General features: G+C 40.3%; 20 protein-coding genes, 1 tRNA gene and 1 pseudogene. 4 read left to right on the top strand and 18 right to left on the bottom strand.

Annotated elements, in window-relative coordinates; genetic code table 11:
* Positions 1 to 79: 79 nt before the first annotated feature.
* Together flhA and flhB are read right to left on the bottom strand one after the other, a co-directional pair.
* Positions 80 to 2176, bottom strand: coding sequence for a flagellar biosynthesis protein FlhA (flhA, locus tag EL244_RS06545; protein ID WP_126459602.1), 2097 nt, complete (start codon positions 2174 to 2176; stop codon positions 80 to 82).
* Positions 2169 to 3320, bottom strand: coding sequence for a flagellar biosynthesis protein FlhB (gene flhB, locus EL244_RS06540; RefSeq protein ID WP_006813436.1), 1152 nt, complete (start codon positions 3318 to 3320; stop codon positions 2169 to 2171). Before flhB ends, flhA begins: the two co-directional genes overlap by 8 nt.
* A gap of 270 nt (positions 3321 to 3590) precedes the next feature.
* Between flhB and yajD the strand changes: the two genes are divergently transcribed.
* On the top strand, positions 3591 to 3938 hold the full coding sequence (gene yajD / locus EL244_RS06535; RefSeq protein ID WP_006813437.1) for an HNH nuclease YajD: 348 nt from the start codon (positions 3591 to 3593) through the stop codon (positions 3936 to 3938).
* A 151-nt stretch (positions 3939 to 4089) separates the two neighbouring features.
* On the opposite strand, the gene EL244_RS06530 is transcribed toward yajD, so the two are convergent.
* The 12 genes from EL244_RS06530 to flhD form a co-directional block, all read right to left on the bottom strand.
* Positions 4090 to 4734, bottom strand: coding sequence for a protein phosphatase CheZ (locus EL244_RS06530; protein ID WP_126459599.1), 645 nt, complete (start codon positions 4732 to 4734; stop codon positions 4090 to 4092).
* Between the two features lie 24 nt (positions 4735 to 4758).
* Entirely contained in the window at positions 4759 to 5151 is a 393-nt protein-coding gene (gene cheY, locus EL244_RS06525) for a chemotaxis response regulator CheY (RefSeq protein ID WP_006813440.1), read from the bottom strand.
* A gap of 42 nt (positions 5152 to 5193) precedes the next feature.
* Positions 5194 to 6261, bottom strand: a complete 1068-nt coding sequence (locus tag EL244_RS06520) for a protein-glutamate methylesterase/protein-glutamine glutaminase (protein ID WP_006813441.1) — start codon at positions 6259 to 6261, stop codon at positions 5194 to 5196.
* Positions 6261 to 7097 carry a chemotaxis protein-glutamate O-methyltransferase gene (locus tag EL244_RS06515; RefSeq protein WP_006813442.1) on the bottom strand — a complete coding sequence of 279 codons (837 nt, stop codon included), beginning with the start codon at positions 7095 to 7097 and terminating at the stop codon, positions 6261 to 6263. The genes EL244_RS06520 and EL244_RS06515 overlap by 1 nt, the downstream gene beginning before the upstream one ends.
* Before the next feature lie 95 nt (positions 7098 to 7192).
* Positions 7193 to 8758, bottom strand: coding sequence for a methyl-accepting chemotaxis protein (locus tag EL244_RS06510; protein ID WP_126459596.1), 1566 nt, complete (start codon positions 8756 to 8758; stop codon positions 7193 to 7195).
* 112 nt (positions 8759 to 8870) lie between these two features.
* The gene (locus EL244_RS06505) at positions 8871 to 10556 is read right to left on the bottom strand and encodes a methyl-accepting chemotaxis protein (RefSeq protein WP_126459593.1); all 1686 of its coding nucleotides are present in this window, start codon (positions 10554 to 10556) and stop codon (positions 8871 to 8873) included.
* Positions 10557 to 10677: 121 nt separating this feature from the next.
* The gene (gene cheW / locus EL244_RS06500) at positions 10678 to 11175 is read right to left on the bottom strand and encodes a chemotaxis protein CheW (RefSeq protein WP_039854244.1); all 498 of its coding nucleotides are present in this window, start codon (positions 11173 to 11175) and stop codon (positions 10678 to 10680) included.
* 16 nt (positions 11176 to 11191) lie between these two features.
* Entirely contained in the window at positions 11192 to 13336 is a 2145-nt protein-coding gene (gene cheA, locus EL244_RS06495) for a chemotaxis protein CheA (protein WP_126459590.1), read from the bottom strand.
* Between the two features lie 107 nt (positions 13337 to 13443).
* Positions 13444 to 14364: a flagellar motor protein MotB gene (motB, locus tag EL244_RS06490; protein WP_006813448.1), complete on the bottom strand. Its 921-nt coding sequence runs from the start codon at positions 14362 to 14364 to the stop codon at positions 13444 to 13446.
* A gap of 6 nt (positions 14365 to 14370) precedes the next feature.
* On the bottom strand, positions 14371 to 15258 hold the full coding sequence (motA, locus tag EL244_RS06485) for a flagellar motor stator protein MotA (protein ID WP_039854245.1): 888 nt from the start codon (positions 15256 to 15258) through the stop codon (positions 14371 to 14373).
* Between the two features lie 96 nt (positions 15259 to 15354).
* Positions 15355 to 15945: a flagellar transcriptional regulator FlhC gene (gene flhC / locus EL244_RS06480; protein ID WP_126459587.1), complete on the bottom strand. Its 591-nt coding sequence runs from the start codon at positions 15943 to 15945 to the stop codon at positions 15355 to 15357.
* Complete coding sequence (flhD, locus tag EL244_RS06475; protein ID WP_006813451.1) at positions 15942 to 16292, bottom strand: flagellar transcriptional regulator FlhD; 351 nt, start codon at positions 16290 to 16292, stop codon at positions 15942 to 15944. Before flhD ends, flhC begins: the two co-directional genes overlap by 4 nt.
* Positions 16293 to 17922: 1630 nt before the next feature.
* Here flhD and EL244_RS06470 point away from each other — a divergent pair.
* A complete protein-coding gene (locus EL244_RS06470; RefSeq protein WP_126459584.1) occupies positions 17923 to 18357 on the top strand; it encodes a type II toxin-antitoxin system HicB family antitoxin in 435 nt (144 codons plus the stop codon).
* Between the two features lie 405 nt (positions 18358 to 18762).
* On the opposite strand, the gene EL244_RS06465 is transcribed toward EL244_RS06470, so the two are convergent.
* From EL244_RS06465 to EL244_RS06455, 3 genes are all read right to left on the bottom strand, one after another.
* Entirely contained in the window at positions 18763 to 19212 is a 450-nt protein-coding gene (locus EL244_RS06465) for a carboxymuconolactone decarboxylase family protein (RefSeq protein WP_126459581.1), read from the bottom strand.
* Positions 19213 to 19278: 66 nt separating this feature from the next.
* On the bottom strand, positions 19279 to 19506 hold the full coding sequence (locus EL244_RS06460; protein WP_126459578.1) for a phage tail assembly chaperone: 228 nt from the start codon (positions 19504 to 19506) through the stop codon (positions 19279 to 19281).
* A 307-nt stretch (positions 19507 to 19813) separates the two neighbouring features.
* Entirely contained in the window at positions 19814 to 20743 is a 930-nt protein-coding gene (locus EL244_RS06455; RefSeq protein WP_126459575.1) for a YdhT family protein, read from the bottom strand.
* Positions 20744 to 21122: 379 nt separating this feature from the next.
* Here EL244_RS06455 and EL244_RS18375 point away from each other — a divergent pair, with 379 nt between their 5' ends.
* Both EL244_RS18375 and EL244_RS06445 read left to right on the top strand, forming a co-directional pair.
* A complete protein-coding gene (locus tag EL244_RS18375; protein ID WP_197721687.1) occupies positions 21123 to 21221 on the top strand; it encodes a DNA cytosine methyltransferase in 99 nt (32 codons plus the stop codon).
* Between the two features lie 94 nt (positions 21222 to 21315).
* Positions 21316 to 21489, top strand: a pseudogene (locus EL244_RS06445) (integrase); the annotation flags it as partial.
* Positions 21490 to 21503: 14 nt separating this feature from the next.
* On the opposite strand, the gene EL244_RS06440 reads toward EL244_RS06445, so the two are convergent.
* Positions 21504 to 21579, bottom strand: a tRNA-Lys gene (locus tag EL244_RS06440).
* Positions 21580 to 21819: the final 240 nt, after the last annotated feature.

Here is a 21819-nt window from a genome sequence, read left to right as displayed (position 1 = left end):
GAAAAACAAGATTTCATCAAGAAAACCCTATTAAATCGCCTGCTACCTGTCTGTATTAAACAATAAATTAATCGGTTGTTTATGACCCGCTAATCATCGACGTCATTCTAATCTTACGATGATCCGTCATCTCTAAATTCGACATCACGACCAACTGTGGCAAGCTACGACGCAAGAAACGAGACAATATCAATCGTAAACTGTGATTCACCAATAATACCGTTGGTGCCCCCATGGCTTCTTGATGAGAAATCGCTTCTTCCGCTTGAGATTGAATAAATTGCGCCAGATTTGGTTCTAAACCGCCACCATTTTTAGCCGCTTGTAATAGAATTTGTTCTAACTTAGCATCGAGACCAATGACTTGGATTTCTTCTGCATTACCAAACCACTGTTGGGTAATTGCCCGTCCAAGCGCGATCCGTACCTGAGAGGTCAGATAGTCGGTATCTTTTTGCTCACCATTTTCCCCTGACATTTCAGCTAAGGTTTCAATGATGGTACGCATATCGCGGATCACGACATCTTCCATTAATAAGTTTTGTAGAACGCGATGTAAAATTGTCAAAGATATAGTATCTGGGATCAGGTCATCCGCCAGTTTTGGCATCTCTTTTTTCACTCGGTCATACAACATTTGGGCTTCTTGACGCCCAAACAATGTACTTGAGTATTGCAGTAAAATTTGATTGAAGTGTGTTGCTACTGCGGTACTGGCAGAAACAACCGTATAGCCTTGGATTTGTGCTTGTTCACGTAAATCATCATCAATCCAAACCGCAGGTAAGCCGAACGCTGGCTCTTTCGTCACATCCCCTTGCAATGAACCAGCGGCATTTCCCGGATCAATCGCTAGGCTACGACCAGGTTGTGCTTCGCCGCGCCCGACCTCTGCGCCTTTAATAAGAATACGATACTCACATGGCGACAATTCTAAGTTATCGCAAATATGCACCACAGGTGGTAAGTACCCGACTTCTTGAGCAAACTTTTTCCGTAATCCACGTAAACGCCCTAATAATTCCCCTTGCTGGTCATTATCGACGAGTGGAATTAAGCGATAACCCACTTCCATCGCTAATAAGTCCTCTAATTGAACATCCTCCCAAGTCGCTTCCACTACTTTATTAGCTTCTTGAAAGTGTTGTGCTTGGCCGTCATCAGAAACTTTCTCTGGGCTTTGGGATTTACGAACGAGATACCAACCTAATGCAGCTAGCGCCGCAGTAAATAAGAGAAACACGAAATTTGGCATGCCAGGAATCAGACCAATAAGCCCTAAAACTCCCGCACTTAGCCACATAACTCTAGGATTATTAAATAGTTGAGTGACCATCTGCTCACCGACATCTTCATCGGTTGCAACACGGGTAACAATTACCCCTGCTGCGGTAGAGATAATCAATGCTGGGATCTGAGCGACAAGTCCGTCACCAATAGTTAATAGGGTATATGTACTGGTGGCGTCACCTAAGGTCATATTGTGTTGAGCAACACCAATGATTAAACCACCAATCACGTTGATGACCATGATCATAATACCGGCGACAGCATCACCACGGACAAACTTACTCGCACCATCCATCGAACCGTAAAAATCTGCTTCTTGAGTTACTTCTGAGCGGCGTTTTTTGGCTTCATCATCATTAATAATTCCTGCGTTTAAGTCCGCATCGATTGCCATTTGCTTACCAGGCATACCATCAAGGACAAAACGAGCGCCCACTTCAGCAATACGCCCCGCACCTTTGGTAATTACCATAAAGTTAATCAAGACGAGAATAATAAATACCACAATACCAATGGCAAAATTACCGCCAACCAAGAAATGACCAAAAGCTTCAACTACCCGTCCTGCGGCATCAGGTCCGGTGTGACCATCTAATAAAATAATTCGAGTAGAGGCGATATTGAGCGATAAACGCAGTAATGTGGCAAATAATAAAATCGTTGGGAAAGCCGCAAAATCCAATGTCCGTTTAGTGAACATCGCCACTAACAACACCATGATGGAGAGCGCAATATTAAAGGTAAACAGCAGGTCGGGCAAAAATGCCGGTAATGGTAAAACCATCATCGACAAGATCAGCAAAATCAGTACGGGTCCAGCGAGAATTTGCCACTGCGTTCCCTGTAAGTTCTTCGGCAATTTTAAAAGTGTAGCCAAATTAGCCATCGCGATTGTCATCTCCAGCAAAATCCAGCGTCGGTGGCACTGGTAAATTTTTCGGTTTTTTGGGTTTCAGGCCACCTTCTCGACGCCAACGGCGTAATTGGTAAACCCATGCTAAAACTTCTGCTACTGCTGCATACAGCGCAACAGGAATACTTTGTCCAATCTCAGCGTGTCGATATAACGCACGCGCTAACGGAGGAGCTTCAAGTTGTAAAATTCGATTCTCTTCGCCAATTTCTTTTATGCGTTGAGCGATAACTCCCGCCCCTTTTGCCAATACCTTTGGAGCCCCCATTTTTTTATCATCATATTTGAGTGCTACCGCATAGTGTGTTGGGTTAGTGACGATAACATCTGCACTGGGAACATCCGCCATCATTCGGTTGCGAGCAATCGCACGCTGTTGTTGCCGAATTTTGGCTTTAATATGCGGGTCACCCTCTTGCTGCTTGAATTCATCTTTAATTTCTTGGCGGCTCATTCGTAATTTTTTTAAATGCGAACGAAATTGGTAAAACACATCAAATGCCACCATCGGAATCAACATAAAAACAATCAAGTAACCGGCAAAAATGACTTTTTCTAGCGCATTTCCTAATGCCGTGACAGGGGGCTCCATCACCAAATGCAGTAATGATGGCCAACTTTGCCAAAGAAAAATCCATGTCCCCAGCCCCACAAATAAAGATTTCAAGATCGCCTTAAATAGCTCGGATAAGGCATTCATTGAAAAAATTCGTTTCAATCCTTTAATCGGATCTAATTTTTTAGGATCAAATTTAATCAGCTTACTGTTGAATAGCAGTCCTCCCACCAATGAGGATGCTGAAATTCCAACTAGCGCCAACCCACCAATCACGGGTAATAATGCAAATAGTGCTTCACTCACTACCGAGCCTAAATAATTGAGCATCAGCTTTGTGTTCTGTAGGTAGTGACCATCAAAAATAAACCCTTGGCGCATGATTTGACGTAATTGTGCGGCAAGGTGCCCACCACTTAGCCACAGTAAACTGACCCCAGCTAACATCATCATCAGGGAGCTCAGTTCTTTTGATCGAACGATTTGCCCATCATCTTTGGCTTTTTGTTTTTTATGGGGCGTGGGTTCTTCTGTTTTTTCTACATCACTTTCGTCGGACACATCGCTTCCAAAAATTCAGCCTATACGTATAGTCGCTATAGCATGACAGAGTGTAAAAAATTCAATGGTGGAAATTAGATGCACTTCGCAGGGGTTTTTGGGCAATTGAGTAATATGACATCAACTTTGGGAAGCGTTTCGCAATAAGATATGAAACCTGCAAAAAAGAGATAATTTAAAAATTTATTTCCTATAATACCCATGATGTAAAATGCGGTATATTGATAGCAGAAATGCAAAACCATCTATTGATAACAGGTACTATTTATTATGGCTCTGATCCCAAAAAACTACACTCGGTTGGAAAGTGGCTACCGTGAGAAAGCACTAAAAATCTATCCGTGGGTATGTGGACGCTGTACACGGGAGTTTGTTTATTCAAATCTACGCGAATTAACAGTTCACCATATTGATCACGACCATACCAATAACCCAGAGGATGGCAGTAACTGGGAGTTATTGTGTCTATTTTGTCATGACCATGAACACTCAAAATATACTGAGGCGGATCAATACGGAACAACGGTTGTGGCTGGGGAAGATGCACAAAAAGATGTTGGTGAAGCGACCTATAATCCGTTCGCTGATTTAAAGTCGATGCTCAATAAGAAAAAATAATCTTAGCAAGATTCACTTTAAGCAAAATCTCAGTTTAAATGTGAACAAGTGCCATTTAATACGTTTTTCTGACAGATAAATCAAAGTGGTTTGAGTCATAGCTAAGAGCAACCAACAATGCTATGACTCAAAATATGGCAGAAAGAGAAAATTAAAAACCTAGTTCATCTAAAAGATCATCCACCTGTGACTGCGATGCCATCACATTCACACCCTCTTTATTAATCTGCGGTCCATTTAGCAGACTTTCACTTTGGGTTTTTGCACGCATTTCTGGCGGTGTATTTTCCATTAATAAAGCTAGCAGTTGTTTTTCCGCTTCTTCAACGACTTCCATCATTTTTTTGACGACTTGACCCGTTAAATCTTGGAAGTCTTGAGCCATCATGATTTCCATAAGTTCCGCTTTAGTCACTTCACTATCTTGAATCACGGTTCCCAAAAAATCTTGAGTCGATTCACGTAGCTCGGCAGGAACTTCATTTGATGTAACCGCTTGCCACTGTTGTTGCAGCGCTATCGCATTTTTGTTCATGTTCACTTGTAGCGGCTTAATGACATCGATGCCATTCAGGGTTTTTTCTGCCGCTTGTGCCGTCATTTGAGCGATATAACGTAAACGATCTTTACCATCTGGAATACTGGCCACGGCTTGTTGAACACTTTTTTCAAGACCAAGCTCACGCATGCTCTCTCTCAGTGTTCGCATCAAAGTACCAATACGTGTAATGACCTGTTTTAAATCTTCATTTCCAGTACCTGTGCGGCTGCCGTTCATTGTTACTTGTTCAATCATCACTGTCTCCTTTAGCAAGCGCGATTATTGCAGCCCCATTTTTTCAAACACTTTGTTCAATTTTTCTTCAAGAATTGCCGCCGTAAACGGTTTCACAACATAACCGCTAGCACCAGCTTGAGCTGCCGCAATGATGTTTTCTTTCTTCGCTTCAGCCGTCACCATCAGTACAGGAATATGTTTAAGTGCTTCATCTCCACGGATAGTTTTCAGCAATTCCAAGCCATCCATATTGGGCATATTCCAGTCAGCAACCACAAAATCGATATTTCCAGCACGGATTTTTTCCAGTGCATCAACCCCATCCTCGGCTTCATCGATTTTATTAAAACCAAGTTCTTTTAATAAGTTGCGAACGATTCTGCGCATCGTGGAGAAATCATCAACAACCAGAAAACTGAGATCTTTAGCGGCCATAACCACTCCTTCAAAAAATACAATGATGAATAACTGCCATCACTAAATGGTGACAGACGAAAGTTTTGTTAACAAACTCGGGGCAATTTTAAGGATATCGAGTACCTCATCAGCAGCATTCATTTCGATCGCTGCACGAGGCATGCCAAATACCACACAACTGCTTTCATTCTGGGCATAGGTTATTGCGCCCTGTTGGTGCAAATTCAGTAAACCTTTCGCGCCATCCATGCCCATTCCGGTCAATAACACCCCAATACATTTACGACCGACATGTTTCGCCACAGAATCGAACATCACATCCACCGAAGGGCGATGACGGTTCACGGGTTCACTTTGTTCTAAAATAATTTGGTAGCCTTTGCCTTTATCCGTAATGAGCATATGAGAATCTCCGGGGGCAATATAAGCGCAGCCTTTTTGCAGCAATTCGTTGTGCTCAGCTTCTTTAACCGTTAATGAGCACAGCTTGTTAAGCCGCTCGGCAAAAGAGCGCGTAAAACCCGCAGGCATATGCTGAGTGATCACTACCGGAGGACACTCTCTTGGTAGCATCTCTAAGAATTGACGAATAGCTTCCGTCCCCCCTGTCGATGCCCCTACCGCTATCACTCGGCTATTGCACGCATATGGCGAAAGTGGTTTAGCTAATGTCACAGGCTCCGGCACTTTTTTCTCTGTACGAGCAAAACGGCTGCGTTGTGACATTTTAGACATCGCAGCGGCGCGGATTTTTTCACCTATTAACTCGCGATAGCTCATCATGGTTTCGCGGATACCAATCTGTGGCTTAGTCACAAAGTCCACCGCGCCCAGCTCCAATGCTTTTAATGTCACCTCAGAGCCTTTGGATGTTAACGTCGACACCATAACAACCGGAATTGGGTGTAATCGCATTAATTTTTCTAAAAAATCAATACCATCCATTCTTGGCATTTCAACATCAAGGGTCACAACGTCAGGTTCTAGCTGTTTAATCAGATCCCGAGCTACATAGGGATCTGGTGCCGTATCGACGACTTCCATATCGTGGTGGCTATTAATGATTTCACGCATCAATTGGCGCATCAGCGCGGAGTCATCAACACACAATACTTTGATTTTTTTCATTATTCTCTCCTCACTGATTGCAAGCTATAGACGGTTTGTCCGTTGATCACAAACTGTTTGGATAGTTGAGAAATATTTTCAGAGTGACCGATAAACAATAAGCCGTCTGGCTTTAATAATGGCGCAAAGCGCTCTAGTAGTTTTATCTGCATTTCTTTATCAAAATAAATCATGACGTTACGGCAAAAGATTGCATCAAATCGATGCTGTATTTGCCAATCACTGTCACTTAAATTTAAGTGACGAAATTCAATCATATTGCTCAGCGCGGGTTTTACTCGGGCAAAGCCTTCATATTCCCCCACCCCTTTCATGAAATAACGTTGGCGCTGTAATGCGCTGAGGTTTTTCAACTCTTCGACTCGATAAATCCCTTGTTTCGCTTTTTCTAAAACTTCCGTATCGATATCGCTTGCCATCACCTTTGCGGTTGCTGCACTAGAACCCAAAACATCGCTCACTGTCATCGCGATTGAGTAAGGTTCTTCCCCCGTAGAAGATGCCGCACACCAAATATTGATGTTGGTATTACGTCGGCTTCTCAGGAAATCAGTCAAAGTTTCAAAGTGATGAGGCTCTCGGAAAAATGCCGTTAAATTCGTCGTTAATGCGTTAACAAATGCTTGCCATTCTGGATTCATTGGCTCGCGTTCTAGCATCCGTAAGTAGTCAGAAAAATTGTCGATATTAGAGTCTCTTAACCGCTTTAACAGTCGGTTATAGACCATGTTTTTTTTATTCATCGTAAGGACGATCCCAGACTTTTTATGAATAAATCGACAAACTCGACCAAATTCATCGTCAGTCAAAGGTTCTATTTGTGGTACTAAAAGCATCGTACTTGTCGTCCTATTCAATAAAAACCGGTGAGGCAGCCAGTAATATGGCTGCCAAATTGTCGAACATGTAACGAGCTAGGAAGAGATCCTAATCAGCGTCTCATTCGTCCTGATTGCTCAGGTAATTCAAAAAATGCCACGGTTTCAACCAAGTTATTCGCCTGATCTTCTAAGGCGGCTGTTGCACTGGTTGATTGCTCAACAAGTGCGGCGTTTTGTTGGGTCACTGAGTCCATTTGACTTACAGCAACGGCTACTTGCTCGATACCACGACTCTGCTCATTGGAAGCAGAGGCAATATTTCCCATTAATTCAGTAACTTGATTTACTGCTGCTACTAATTCGTTCATGGTTTGCCCAGCTTCATTGACCAATACAGAACCTTGGCTAACACGTCCAACTGATTCATCGATCAGCGCTTTGATCTCTTTTGCTGCTTCAGCGCTACGTTGTGCTAATGCGCGAACTTCACCCGCTACCACAGAGAATCCACGACCTTGTTCACCCGCTCGTGCCGCTTCAACCGCCGCATTCAGTGCTAAAATATTGGTTTGGAATGCAATACCATCAATAACACTAATAATGGCGCTGATTTTTTGTGAGCTATTAGAAATCGAAGTCATTGTGTCAATGACCTCTTCCGTAATTTCGCCACCTTTGGTTGCGGTTCTTGATGCAGTCACGGCTAATTCACTCGCTTGACGCGCATTATCCGCATTTTGTTTTACCGTCGCGGTCAACTCTTCCATACTCGCTGCCGTTTCTTCTAATGATGCAGCTTGCTGTTCAGTTCTTGAGGATAAGTTATTATTGCCTAGAGCAATCTCGCGAATACCGGTAGACATTTGGTCTGTATTCACTCGAATAGATGTCACTGTTTTTGCCAGTGAATGCTGCATCAATTTCAATTTTTCGAAGACATCGCCAATTTCATCACGGAATGAAATTTGAATATTCTGATTCAGTTTTCCTTCCGCAACCTGCATGAAATGTTCACTCATGCTGTTTAACGGGGAAATAACTTTGCGTTTGAGCCACAGGTGCACAACACCAATGACCAAAAAGATAATGACAACGACGCTGAAGAATGAGGTCCATGCAAATTGGTTATAGAATCTTGCATCTGCAATGGAAGTATTGCTTTCATCATTTAAAACAGAAAGATAACTGTTAATAACCTTAATTAATTCATCTTGGTTTTTTTGAGCGGGTAATGCGATATACGCCGCGACATCATTGTTATCAAGGTGAGTATTCAAGGCATTTAACGTGACAATAAAAGAGTTAAATTTCTCTTCTAATGCAGAGAGATTTTCTTTTTCACTCAACACAGGTTGGGCTTTAAATTCGGCGTAATCGTTATTTGCTTCGACTAAGTAATCATCAAAAATCTTGCGGGTTTCTTCGATTAAATCGTTGTGGCCGCCTTCTTTCAGTAATAAAGCAATTTGTGTCAGGCTATTGCGTGCCTGCATTAAGTGCTTGCTGGTCTCTTCAAGTAATGCACGCTTTTTAGATCCCAAATCAATGTTTTCTAAGGATTTCAGTTCACTATTGACGATACCTACAGAAATCCCACTTGAGGCTAACTGCATGCCACAAAATAGGATTAGGAGTAAGTATAAGCTCACTGAAATTTTGATATTTTTTCCTAACATATTTAATCCCCTACTTATGACAGCCAAATAATTGGCTCTTTTTAATTATCGAGCTTAAACATATAAAAACGCTGCGGGATAAACTCCCACAGCGCTAGATTGGATTTACTCTTTAGAAGGTTTCCCAATTATCATCATCTTTATGATTTTTCGAAGAAATCTTAGATAAATCCGGTGTTTTAACAATATTAGAGACTGTTCTTGGTGCAGGTTGAGCATTGCGTACTTTGCCATGATCCAGTGCAGGTAAACGGAAAATGGAAATTAATTGAGAGAGCTTAGCGACTTGCTCTTCCAGTACGTTAGCAGCCACTGCCGATTGCTCGACAAGTGAGGCATTTTGTTGAGTCACTTTATCCATCTCAGCCACTGCGATGCTGACTTGAGAAATCCCTTTGCTTTGCTCATCCGACGCTGTAGCGATGTGCGTCATGATGTCGGTAACACGAGTGACAGAATCAACAATTTTGGTCATAGTTTCGCCAGCATCTTCTGCTTGACGAGCCCCAACATCCGTTCTAGAAACAGAGTCTTCGATCAGCGTTTTGATCTCTTTCGCTGCATCCGCACTGCGTTGAGCTAGGTTACGAACTTCGTCAGCAACAACAGCAAATCCGCGACCATGTTCACCAGCACGTGCAGCTTCTACGGCAGCATTAAGCGCTAAGATGTTGGTTTGGAATGCGATGCTATCGATAACCGCAGTAATGTCAGAGATTTTTTGGGAGCTATCCGCAATATTGCGCATGGTGTGAACCACATTAGAGACGACTTTGCCGCCTTCTTTTGCAATCACTGAGGCTTGGCTCGCGAACTCACTCGCTTGATGAGCATATTCAGTATTCTGTTTAACGGTCGCCGTTAACTCGCTCATGCTCGCTGAAGTTTCTTCTAAACAAGCTACCTGCTGTTCAGTACGCGATGACAAATCATTATTACCGGCTGCAATTTCTGTGGTTCCTTGATAGATAGTTTCACTACCATCTAGAACACCACGCACCGTATTGATCAGCTCTTGTTGCATATGCTGAACACCACCGGCTAGCTCACCAATTTCATTGTGTGCTGAGGTATCAATTTTGGGTGTTAAGTCCCCTGCTGCAAATACTTTGATGCGCTCAATCAGTGTATTTAATGGCTCAGTAATTCCTTTATGCACATAGCGATAACTGAAGAAACCAATCAGTGCTAACAAGATTGATAAAACCACCAGCATATATAAAGATTCACGGTAGTTTCCTTCTGCATTATCAATTTCAGCTTGGAAATCAGCTGCAATATCAGCAAAATAAGCACTGAATTGCTCTTCAAATTTAGCTTGTAGTCCCGATGTTCTATGAGCATAGAAACCGTTTAAGTCACCTTTTTCCGCATATTCAGCGAGTTTTGTTAATGCCACACGATAGTCTTCATAAGACTTGAGCAATCTATCAAACTGGTCTTTATCAATGGAGGTATTTTCCATCATCTTTCTGTATCGACCGTAAGCGTCATCAGCGGCTGTAAATTTATCATGTGCCGATTTGATTAAGTCACCAGCTGATGCATCATCCTTAATGTTGAGTTCTTCCAACAAATAAGCATTGATCGAGCGGTTTAAATCAGAGCGAGCCTGTAATAAATTAACCCAACTTTCAGTAAGAACTTGTCTTTGGCGTTGAAGAGAATTCAAATAATTAATGCTGTCGCTGTTATCGCCTAGTTTGGTAAACATCAAACCACTTGAAACCAGCTGCAATAAAATAAAAAGAAAAATAACGGACAAAAGTCCTGAAACGATTTTAATTCGACTGTACATGGCGTTTTACTAACATAATGTTGTTGTAATTTGGATATCGGTCATCTGCTCAAAAACTTTAGTGAGTGCCTCTGGCATTTTTGAGCAAATTGACAGCAGAAACGAGGTGATCAGCGGATGATCACTCCGCAATATGGTCGATTAGTGCCATTTCTTCACTGGTCAATAATTTTTCAATATCGACGAGAATTAACATCCTTTCACCCATCGTACCCAGCCCAGTTAAATACTGAGTAGATAACGTGACAGCAAAATCTGGTGGTGGGGCGATTTGATCTTCATTCAGCACCAACACATCCGATACGCCATCAACCACAATCCCGACAACGCGGTCTTTCAGGTTAACCACAATGACGACCGTATTATCGTTGTACACCACATTTTCATGGGAAAATTTAATCCGCAGATCGATAATAGGAATTATCACTCCACGCAGATTAGTAACGCCTTTAATAAAATGAGGCGTGTTCGCAATACGCGTTACTTGCTCGTAACCACGAATTTCCTGTACTTTTAAAATTTCAATTCCGTACTCTTCTTCACCAAGCGTAAAAACGAGGTAGCCTTCGCCATTTTTTTCTTCTTCGAGCTTGTTTAAATCATCATCTAACATAGACATGGTGTTTAGCCTCTATTTAGTGCATTACGGGTTGAGAAACAGGCTGTTTCTTATTAATCAAAATGTGGTTGTTCATTCGTTGTAATTCTGCAACATCTAAAATTAGGGAGACTGAGCCATCGCCCATGATGGTTGCGGCGGAAATACCCGGAACTTTGCGGTAATTACTGGCAATATTTTTCACCACGACTTGCTGCTGACCAACTAACTTATCGACTAATAAAGCAAAACGATGCCCCGCATTTTGAATAATTAACGCAATGCTATTTGCTAAATTAGGTTCGGCATTTTCGATAGAAAAGACTTGGTGGAGTTCGACGAGTGGTAAATATTCACCTCGAACTAAAAGCATTTTTTCTTCTCCCGCGAGACGATAAATATCTTCAGGGCGAGGTTGTAGCGTACTAATAATCGCACTAAGCGGCACAATGAAAACGTCATCTGCAACTTTCACTGACATTCCATCCAGAATAGCCAATGTTAGTGGCAGTAAAATACGAATAATGGTGCCTTTTCCTTCGGTAAAACCAATTTGAATTCGTCCACCCATGTCTTGAATATTACGTTTCACTACGTCCATACCCACGCCACGACCAGATACATCCGTAATCACTTCGGCTGTCGAAAATCCTGGCGCCATAATCAGCATCGCGACTTCGTCATTGGTCATCGCATCATGAATATTCATGCCTTGAGAGCGGGCTTTGGCAAGAATTCGTTCACGGTTCAATCCTGCCCCATCATCACGAACTTCAATACAGATATTGCCACTCTGATGTGCAGCAGAAAGCGTTAACGTACCCGCTTCAGATTTACCATTAGCAAGACGAACTTCTGGTTTTTCAATTCCATGGTCGAGGCTGTTACGTACAAGGTGGTTCAATGGATCAACGATACGTTCAATCAAGCTCTTATCTAACTCTGTCGAGCTACCTTCCACCTTAAGCTCTATTTTCTTGCCCAGTTTTGAGGCAATATCACGAACCATTCTAGGGAAACGGCTAAACACATAATCCATCGGCATCATGCGAATGGACATAACGGATTCTTGTAGCGCGCGAGAATTTCGTTCTAGTTGCACGATGGAACTGAGTAAATCTGAATATTCGTTTTGATCAACTTGCTGGCTATGTTGGGTCAACATCGATTGAATAATGACAAGTTCACCCACTAAATTAATTAGTTGGTCAACCTTCTCAACAGCAACACGGATACTGCTCGAATCGCCTTTTGGCTTCGCAGCGGCAGCTTTTTTTGCTGAAGAAGAGGACGATACAGCAGATGCAGGCGTTACCACCGGAGCAATCACTTTAGTGGCTTCAATCTGCCCTACCGGTTTTTCAACCATTGCAGCTAATTCTTCTACCGTTGCAGCAAGTTCATCAAGAGTCGCTTCTACATCTACAACTTTATTTGGTTCGCCACCACCTAGGATAAAGCCTTGGCACGCTTCATAATTTGTTGCACAGTGCTCAATCTGGGATTCATCCACGACGAAACACAATACACCGCAAATGTCATCGATATCCGTGTTGGTCCCCAGCCATGCTTTTAGGCTAGATTCACTTTTTTCTGTACCGAATAAACGACCAAATAGACCTAATTCATCTGCTAAAACATCAACTTCGGTTGATTTCAGTGAATTCAATGTAATGATAAAATAGTGAGAAAATTCATCATTCGTAAGCGCAGTATTGGTTTGAATTGCAGATTCTGAAACGGTATCAGTAACCGTTTCCATTGCTGCAATAGACTCCTCATCAAAATTCACTTCTCCAACACCGTGCTCCACACTTTTTAGTACATCGCAGATATGTTGGAAAGTTTCATCATCAGGTAATGAATCATTTTTATAGGCATCCAACTGTGATGCCATTACATCCTTAGCATCTAAGAAAACATCAATAATATCCGGTGTTAGTGTTAGCTCATCATGCCGAGCCTTATCGAGTAAATTTTCTAAGGTGTGAGTTGTATTTTGTAGGTGCGTGAAACCAAAAGTTGCCGCCCCCCCCTTAATCGAGTGGGCACTACGGAATATGGCATTGAGTTGCTCGCTATCTGGGTCGACAGGATCAAGCTCAAGTAAATGCTGTTCCATATCCCTGAGCAGTTCATCAGCTTCATCGAAAAATGTTTGATAAAACTCGGTAATATCCATGCTTTTTATCCAATTTCGCTTAAGTTTCACTTAATGCTCACTGCTAAAAACTCTAGCAGTGAATATTTTGATTAATTATCGATATAAGTCATTGTTAATTTGTGAATTTATTTTCCCACTTTAACGGTTACGACTTCGTTAGTTGCCTGAATCGGCACATCTTGTTGTGGCTTTTTAAGCACATCATGAATCGGTGTTGCTCCATCGTATTCATGCAAAATTTGATTAGTTTCATCTTCATTTAATACGATGATGCTGATCCGCCGGTTTATTGGCGCTAAGCCATTTTCTTTGTCCAAGTGGATAGATGACGCCATCCCAACAACACGTAAAATCTTTTGCTCTTCCATGCCACCCATGATCAGTTCACGGCGAGAAGCGTTCGCACGGTCTGATGACAGTTCCCAGTTGCTGTAATAGGCTTCGCTGGCATAAGGTAAATCGTCCGTGTGTCCCGAAATGCTAATACGATTTGGTACGTCGTTCAGTAATGGCGCAATGGCACGTAAAATATCGCGCATATAAGGCTCGACTATCGCGGAACCCACTTTGAACATCGGTCTATTGGCACTATCAACGATTTGGATACGTAGACCATCGTTGATCATGTCGATAAGTAAATGAGGCTTTAATTCATTCAAACGGGGGTCTTGTAATATGGCTTGCTCAAGGTTTTCTTTTAGTTTTTCAAAACGATAATTAGCATCCCCTGAGATGATATTATTTGGCTCAGGCATCACATCACCATCACGAAATATCGGATCTTTACCGCCACCAGGTATGGGATTTGTCGCGTCCCCACTTTTTGAACCAGGATTAATCGCAACACTTAATGGAGTACGAAAATATTCAGCAATCTTAGTTAACTCTTGTGGGCTGGAAATAGAAATCAACCACATCACTAGAAAGAAGGCCATCATTGCAGTCATAAAATCTGCATAAGCAATTTTCCATGCACCTCCATGGCTACCTTGCTGATGACCACCACGTTTTTTGACACGAATAATTTGAGGATGATTGCCAGCCATGGTCAATTATTCCTCACTAGTTTCAGTTGTTCGGTTACCCACTTTCACTTCACGAACTTTGTCTTCCAGTTCGATAAAGGAAGGCCTATCTACGCTAAACAGCACCTTACGACCAAACTCGACTGCAATTTGCGGGGCATAACCTTGCAAAGAGGACAAAAAAGTGACCTTGATACATTCCATTAGCTTGAGCTGCTCAGTGCTGCGCTGACGAACCAAACTCGCTAACGGTAAAATAAATCCGTATGCGACTAAAATGCCAAGAAATGTTCCTACCATTGCATGAGCAATCAACGCTCCCAATTCACCCGCAGGACGATCTGCTGCACCGAGTGCATTGACAACACCTAATACCGCAGCAACAATCCCAAATGCAGGCATCGATTCACCCACCATATTCAAGCCAGTGGCTGGAACTTCATTTTCTTGACGAAAGGTTTCCAATTCCTCATCCATCAGCGCTTCAATTTCGTGACTTTGCAGGTTACTGGTCACCATAAGGCGTAGATAATCCACAATAAACATCATGGCTGTTGGATCTTTGAGTATGCGAGGATATTGCGTGAAAATTTCACTTTCCTGTGGATTTTCAATATCTTTTTCTAAGGCAAGCAGCCCTTGTTGGCGGGATTTATTCAGTAATTGAAATAGCAAAGCCATTAAATCCATGGACATGGCTTTGTTGTAGGCTGAACGTCGGAAAAGTCTTGGTAATACTTTGCACAATGCAACGATGGATTTACCGCTGTTACCAACTACAAATGCGCCGAGCCCAGCCCCTAGAATAATGACGAATTCAGCTGGTTGGTACAGCGCGCCAAGATGACCACCGACCATGACATAGCCGCCAATAACTGCAGCTGTAACAATGATATATCCGATGAGTATTAACACAGTATTCCCTTTCACTCCGTTGGTTAACAGATGGCAGTCAAAGGGAATATGAGGAAGGACAGGCAATCTACTTGCCTGTTTACCAAATCAATCCAATTACATTACCGCTTTCGTAATGCCATCCTGTCGATACTCCGTAATATCGGCGAGATGCTCGGAAAGTTTACGTTTTTTTATTGCTCTTGATGGCGGTTGGCACAAGCTGCACGTAAAACTATTTTCAGGGATATGAACGTAAGTGATAAATGAACCACTACAGCAGTTACATCCAGACCGCTGCAACATGCCACTTTCAACAAATCTAACCAGAGTCCAAGCTCGAGTGAGTGCTAAAATTGGCTCTTTTCCCTCTTCAGGAATGCATTGTTCTAAGTAAAGTTTATACGCTTTCAAAATCGCATCTACCCCTTCACATTGACCGGACTGGAGTAGAAATTGGTAGGCGTTATAAAACATGGATGAATGAATATTTTGTTCCCATGTCATGAACCAATCGGTAGAAAAAGGCAGCATCCCTTTTGGTGGCGGGCAACCTCGTAACTCTTTGTATAAACGGACTAAACGTCCACGGCTGATTTGTGTTTCGCTTTCTAACATTTGAAGACGGGCGCCGAGGGAAATCAATTCCATGGCTAAACGAATATCATTAGCTTCCTTGACGATACTTTTTTCAGCTACGCTACTCATCTTTTTCTCGCTATATCTGAATCGGACTCATTGTGCGTTTGCAATAATCGAGTCGAAAGAAGGATACCTGTATGAATTTGTTGAAGTTCATCAACTCGAGAATCGCGGGTTAATTTTTCAATCGTATCGCTGCTATCAAATCTAAATTGACAGATTAACTGGTTTGTTTCCGCTAATTTAACCAATTGAGGTAAAGAGAGTTCTGCTAAAGTGTTTGCCATCGAATCAGAGATACCGAGTCGAAACATCGCAGTGGCTTTTTCCTGGGAGATAAGCTTTTGAGCTAACAGCAAATATGAAAGATTAATATCGTATATATGCTTCAGAAAATCAGTGGTAGAGCTCATTTTTTTATACCTTTCGAATAATTATTAACATCTATGTGCAGAAAGAACAAATATCAATTTGAGCCTATTGTGTTAGCCAATGTTTTAAATATTAAGAATAATTAAATCTGGATAGCGTAGTCCGTTACTATCCCATGAGATCCGTTGAAATACCCAGTTTGGAGTATATAAACACAAAGATTCAAACCTAAATTAAATATATTTCCTGAATACCTACAAACAATAACGAGTGGTCAAAAAATTAGCAGATTCAGTAAAAGTCAGAATATACCGATTTCATTTTTAACCGTTAATTATTATGCACCACTAAATTAACTATTCAAGACACTTATGTTTCTTTTTATCCTATCGGCATAATTATCCATCTATATATTAACAATTCTTTATTACGACTATATCTTAATCCTACTTATCTGAAATATTTGCAACATTTCAATTTAACCTAAGTCAAATAGCAGAATTTTAATCAAACCATTACTCTAAAATAGGGAATTTATAAGCAATAAACCCCAAGCACATCACAGGAATCATAATATTGATCTAAATCAATCTTTTTTATTACCCTATAAAAGTGACATTTATAAAACCCAATCAATATCGGTAAGTTAGGTAGAAAGATTAAACATTATTTTTCAATACCTTTAATCAAATTAATCACTATCATTCAAAATTATTCAATCATTTCCTTAGCAATATACATCTTAAATTTGTCATACATATTAATATTCACATATTACGTTTGATTAAATAAATTTAACTGTACCAATAATAACCAGTAAAAATAACATTAAAAAAATTAATTAAGTTTATCTTTTACTCTATCCGAATAGAGTGAATGTTAGATATCTGTAAATATAGATTTTTACCTCTATCTGCTATATTAATCACCGACTTTATTATTTTTGTATGACAAATATATTTTATATAAATTAACTTTTCAGGTATGTAATAAACATTTTTCGTTTTTATTCTAAAAACAAAAAACTCAAGCCACAGCATTAGTTATGCATGATGGCTTATTAATAAACATCATATTCAAGATGATTTTAAATCACTGAAGAAGGTGACTGTTTAAAAATCACTCTAAATTTTTTATTTACCATGTATATGTGTAAACACATGAGCAAAAACTTGTAATATCACTTATGTTGGTAAGTAATTTAACCTAGCCAACCATTCCCTGCATATCTCTTTACTTAACGAATAGTAACAAAGCTAAATGATAACTCGATGTTACTATATACTTTTATTTTAACAAATCACTTCATGGAAAATACAAAATTAAGTGTATTTACTTATAGTAATTATGATACAGACATATTATCAGTTGAATCATTTAAAAAATTATACGATGCCAAAAAAGCACAAAAAACAACCTCTGATTATTTGTATCTACAGATAAAATTTATTGCCAAAACTGAGAGTTGGCTCACAATTGTCATACTTTCTAGACGATACGTTTCGTTATGAAACGCTGTTTTTTAATCAAAATTACCTAGTAAAAAAAGAAAAAAAGCACAGTCCGAGGATAATGACGCACCATTTTCATCTCATTAACACTTGTATCTTTGATTAATTGACAATGTTTTATACTATGGCTCTTAAATAAGATTAACGATGGGAGAGGAAAATGTTTGATTATTCAGCAGTGGTAGAATTTATTGAGGACGAAGGGGTATATGAAATTAATTTTTGTGATTTTCCTGATGTGCAAGGTGTAACTTATTTACAAGAAGATGTTGAATTAGAAGCAGAAGAAACTCTTACAGCAGCAATTGCTGAGCTTATTTCTTTACGAGCCCCTATCCCTCTCCCTGCAAATACCGCTTCTAATGCTTTTATCGTTCATTTACCGATTCTTTCCTGCTTAAAAATTGCTCTACATAATGCGATTTTAGAAACACAAACTCGCCGTGCAGATTTAGCCCGTAAGCTTAATATCAATGCTCAGCAAATTGAGAGGCTGCTCGATATTCATCATGCTTCTAAAATTGAAGCTTTGGAGCAAGCCTTATACTTAGTCGGCTATGCAACAAAAGTCTCCGTAAAAAAGCTAGCTATCTAACTCTTTCTTAAACTAGCTAAAACTATAAAAATAGCCATCCAGCCCAAGGACGGGCTAGATTGAGATAATAAAATTGAGTCACAACTATGTGGTCAATTTATAGCGCTAATCAATTTAGCAACGATTGCTAAGTTGTTTTCCAATAACTCTTCGCACTCGGCTTTTGTATAGGTTTTTGTGAGAATAATGTCAGGGGCTGTATGCTCATAAACATCGGATTAGCACCAATAAAATCACGATAAAGGGGAGCATATCCCTCAAAATTAGTCACCGTGACGACAGTTAAAGCCGTGTATGGTTCCTATGAATCAAGTCAGTGGATGATTAAAATTCTGTGGCGGCGTATACAAAAAAGCCACGCAATGCGCAGCCTTGAAGAATTTATATAATGGAGTATCTATATTGTTATGGCTTTACACTATAACGACTTGCAATCGCAATACGATTAAAAGCGCCTATCGTGATAGATATCCATTCAATGAGTGCTAGCTGATCCTCACTCCAATATTTTGCAGCGTTTTCGTAAATATCATTAGATATATGGCCATCATGGACCATGTTTACCGACTCCACTAACAAGAACGCTACTTTTTCTTTCTCTGTAAAGTAATCAGCCTCCTTCCATACTGGAACCAATGCTATTTTATCAATACTGATTTGGCATTTTTGTGCATCTTGAGTGTGAAGTCTCACGCAGAAAGCACATCCATTAATTTGAGATACTCTCAACTTCAACAAATGAATAAATCCCTCTTCTAGGCCTACAGATACCGCTTGCTCATCAAGATGGTTGCTAATCTCAATTAATTTACTATATGCATTCGGGGACTTTTTAGATAATGAAACTCTGCTCATATAAACTCCAATTTACATTCAGATTCAGACTGAATACATATAATCAGTTTAAATAAACCTGATCTATCATGTTTGTGCGTTGGGTATTGCGCCAGCATCTGACGGGTAGTTATCAAATAACAATTTCAGATTTTCTTCGTTATAAGGCTCTTCAATAGCCCAATCAGCAATAATCACTTTAAAGAAATCATCAATCGAATCATCTCGTAATTCTTCAAGCTTATTCATTGGCATGTGATTGAAAGTAAATGTCACAACCTCCGGCTTTTCTTTGCTGGTAACCGGAATTTCCACATCAGCTTTAAATCCACATTTTCTAGTGTCACGCTTGTATCAGCAGCAACCTTGACACGAAATACACCAAACATTCGCTTCCAGCCAAAACTATCTGAACAGTATCACCCGTTTTAATACCGCTTAATGCAGTCACCGTTACTGAAAACCAGCTCACCAACTGAGTCATTATTGGCAGGATTAGCTCGTAGAATACCCTCAGTAAGATAGAATCGCCCACTTATATGGCGGAATTATATCCATTAAAAAGCCCCGCTATTGCGAGGCTGCACTATTTAGTCTGATTTATCGCTGTTACTGTTATAGATTACTTTTCCATATCACTCAGATAAACTAATTTACCCTGCTCATCTGTCTTGTAAACCTTCCCTGCCTCAAAGTCAGTACCTTCATAATAGACGTTGTATCGTTGGCGAATACCGTCATGCCAACCTGCGACTAATACTGAATTTTTCCCTGCATCAAAGGTTTCTAGTGGATGCTTACTAACGACTGCCAATGTTGATTGAAGTTTTTTATTAGTATTATAGATGTTCCTGATAGTCGCAATTGATACTGATTTTCCAGAAATAAAAATATCTCCAGGGAATGATTCATCCTCATGAATATAAGACAGATTAACACTGGACTCATTCCCTGAAACATAGAGGTCCTTAAATGCACCATTTGCTTGTGATCTATGCCCCATCAATACTGCAGATATTGTTTCAGTAATCGACGATGGAACTAGTTTATCATGACTACCTACACTGGATTCATCACCAACACTCGCAACTCGGCTGTTTTCACCGTTACTTCCAGAGTTAACGCTACAAGAAGCAGTAGAATATTTCCCCGTGGTTACTGCAATGGAATTATTTCCAGCCGCCGTCGCCCGAGATTTTTTTCCTGAACAAATAGACACTGAATTATCAGGATAGAATGAAGTTGTTTGAGTTCCCACTCCTATGGAGTCAACTTTTGATTCATCCCCTGATGCATAAGCGACAGTTCCCTTTAATGACTGAATGTGACTCCCGTTCCCCGTAGCAATATAGTTTGCACCACCGCCGTTTTGTCCCATCTCATCAGTGAAATAAGGATCTTCATTGAGCATATAATGAACTTTAGCACGCTCACCTGTTATAATCACTTGATTGCCATGCCCTATATCACGAACTGTACGGTCACTATCAGTATTAATATAATTAAATTTTGATCCTGTTACATATGAGTCTTTTTCATTATAAAAATTCATAAATTACCTTCCTATTCATTAGTTGAAACTGCCATCAAACTACTGGTTAAATATACAGTCAATATATTTTTTTATCCAGTGTTATCGAGGTGCAGTAATTTATATCAACATATTGAATATCATGTCATTTTCAATATTTTCAGCATCTTTTATTGAGTATTCATGAAATAAAGTCACAGATGCTTTTTGTTATCCGTTGCTACTGAAAGTTCACTATCTTATTTGGTGGATTTTTGGAGAAAATAGACTAGTTATTGATGCTCGGTTTCGTGCTGTCTATGAATGATGCATATTATGATTTACCCATAATCAGTGTCTCACACGCCAACCTGTGTCGCTCACTACGCTAAAGATAAAAGCACCCGCCTAGTTGCTGACTATGGGAGTTCGTCCATACACGATGAGTGAATATGCAAGACTTCAGGGTGTACCTGATTGGTTTCAATTCCCAGTGAGTCAAACCGATGTATATCAGTAAATAGGAAACGGCATTAGTCTATGGAGAATAGATAAGCTAGGCGATTATATTGGGAAAACTCTAAGACTGTGACCAATTTTTGTTGACCACTTCACTGTCAGTTCTTCAAGAAATGGGAGGATGGGAAAGTATTGAGATGGTTCTGCGATATGCTCACTTAGCACCGGATCACCTCGCCGAACATACTAAGCAAATCGATGCCATTTTCAATGGCTGCGTCCCAAATACGTCCCAACTGGCATGCATAAGTAACGCAGCTAACACGTAATTCATTGAAAAACTTGGTGGGCTGTTGGGGGTTCGAACCCCAGACCGAGCGATTAAGAGTCGCCTACTCTGCCAACTGAGCTAACAGCCCGAATAGAATTATTTAACGCCTCACATTTGGTACAGTCAATAATATTCTGCTATTTTTATTCTTTAGGTTAATTTTTAGTTATCAATGTTAAATTTAAGAGAACAATCGCTTTATTAACAATCATACTCCCGATTGTCAGTGAATTTTTTCTTACTCCAATTGAGATTTATGTCACAATATTTCACGCAAACACCGCCAAAAACTTAAAAAAATAGCATTGGCTAACATCATAATCACTAT

Source organism: Providencia rustigianii, assembly GCF_900637755.1.
GTDB classification, from domain to species: Bacteria; Pseudomonadota; Gammaproteobacteria; order Enterobacterales; family Enterobacteriaceae; genus Providencia; species Providencia rustigianii.
This window is presented reverse-complemented; position numbering and strand designations above follow the sequence as displayed.

Bases quoted from the DNA above. Each gene is read 5' to 3' on its own strand.
- EL244_RS06470 (WP_126459584.1), top strand. From the start codon at position 17,923: ATGTTTGATTATTCAGCAGTGGTAGAATTTATTGAGGACGAAGGGGTA.
- EL244_RS06465 (WP_126459581.1), bottom strand. From the start codon at position 19,212: ATGAGCAGAGTTTCATTATCTAAAAAGTCCCCGAATGCATATAGTAAA.
- flhC (WP_126459587.1), bottom strand. From the start codon at position 15,945: ATGAGTAGCGTAGCTGAAAAAAGTATCGTCAAGGAAGCTAATGATATT.
- EL244_RS06530 (WP_126459599.1), bottom strand. From the start codon at position 4,734: ATGATTGAACAAGTAACAATGAACGGCAGCCGCACAGGTACTGGAAAT.
- EL244_RS06505 (WP_126459593.1), bottom strand. From the start codon at position 10,556: ATGTACAGTCGAATTAAAATCGTTTCAGGACTTTTGTCCGTTATTTTT.
- flhA (WP_126459602.1), bottom strand. From the start codon at position 2,176: ATGGCTAATTTGGCTACACTTTTAAAATTGCCGAAGAACTTACAGGGA.
- EL244_RS18375 (WP_197721687.1), top strand. From the start codon at position 21,123: ATGGGAGTTCGTCCATACACGATGAGTGAATATGCAAGACTTCAGGGT.
- flhD (WP_006813451.1), bottom strand. From the start codon at position 16,292: ATGAGCTCTACCACTGATTTTCTGAAGCATATATACGATATTAATCTT.
- EL244_RS06520 (WP_006813441.1), bottom strand. From the start codon at position 6,261: ATGAAAAAAATCAAAGTATTGTGTGTTGATGACTCCGCGCTGATGCGC.
- motB (WP_006813448.1), bottom strand. From the start codon at position 14,364: ATGGCTGGCAATCATCCTCAAATTATTCGTGTCAAAAAACGTGGTGGT.
- EL244_RS06510 (WP_126459596.1), bottom strand. From the start codon at position 8,758: ATGTTAGGAAAAAATATCAAAATTTCAGTGAGCTTATACTTACTCCTA.
- EL244_RS06515 (WP_006813442.1), bottom strand. From the start codon at position 7,097: ATGCTTTTAGTACCACAAATAGAACCTTTGACTGACGATGAATTTGGT.
- yajD (WP_006813437.1), top strand. From the start codon at position 3,591: ATGGCTCTGATCCCAAAAAACTACACTCGGTTGGAAAGTGGCTACCGT.
- EL244_RS06455 (WP_126459575.1), bottom strand. From the start codon at position 20,743: ATGAATTTTTATAATGAAAAAGACTCATATGTAACAGGATCAAAATTT.
- cheY (WP_006813440.1), bottom strand. From the start codon at position 5,151: ATGGCCGCTAAAGATCTCAGTTTTCTGGTTGTTGATGATTTCTCCACG.
- cheW (WP_039854244.1), bottom strand. From the start codon at position 11,175: ATGTCTATGTTAGATGATGATTTAAACAAGCTCGAAGAAGAAAAAAAT.
- cheA (WP_126459590.1), bottom strand. From the start codon at position 13,336: ATGGATATTACCGAGTTTTATCAAACATTTTTCGATGAAGCTGATGAA.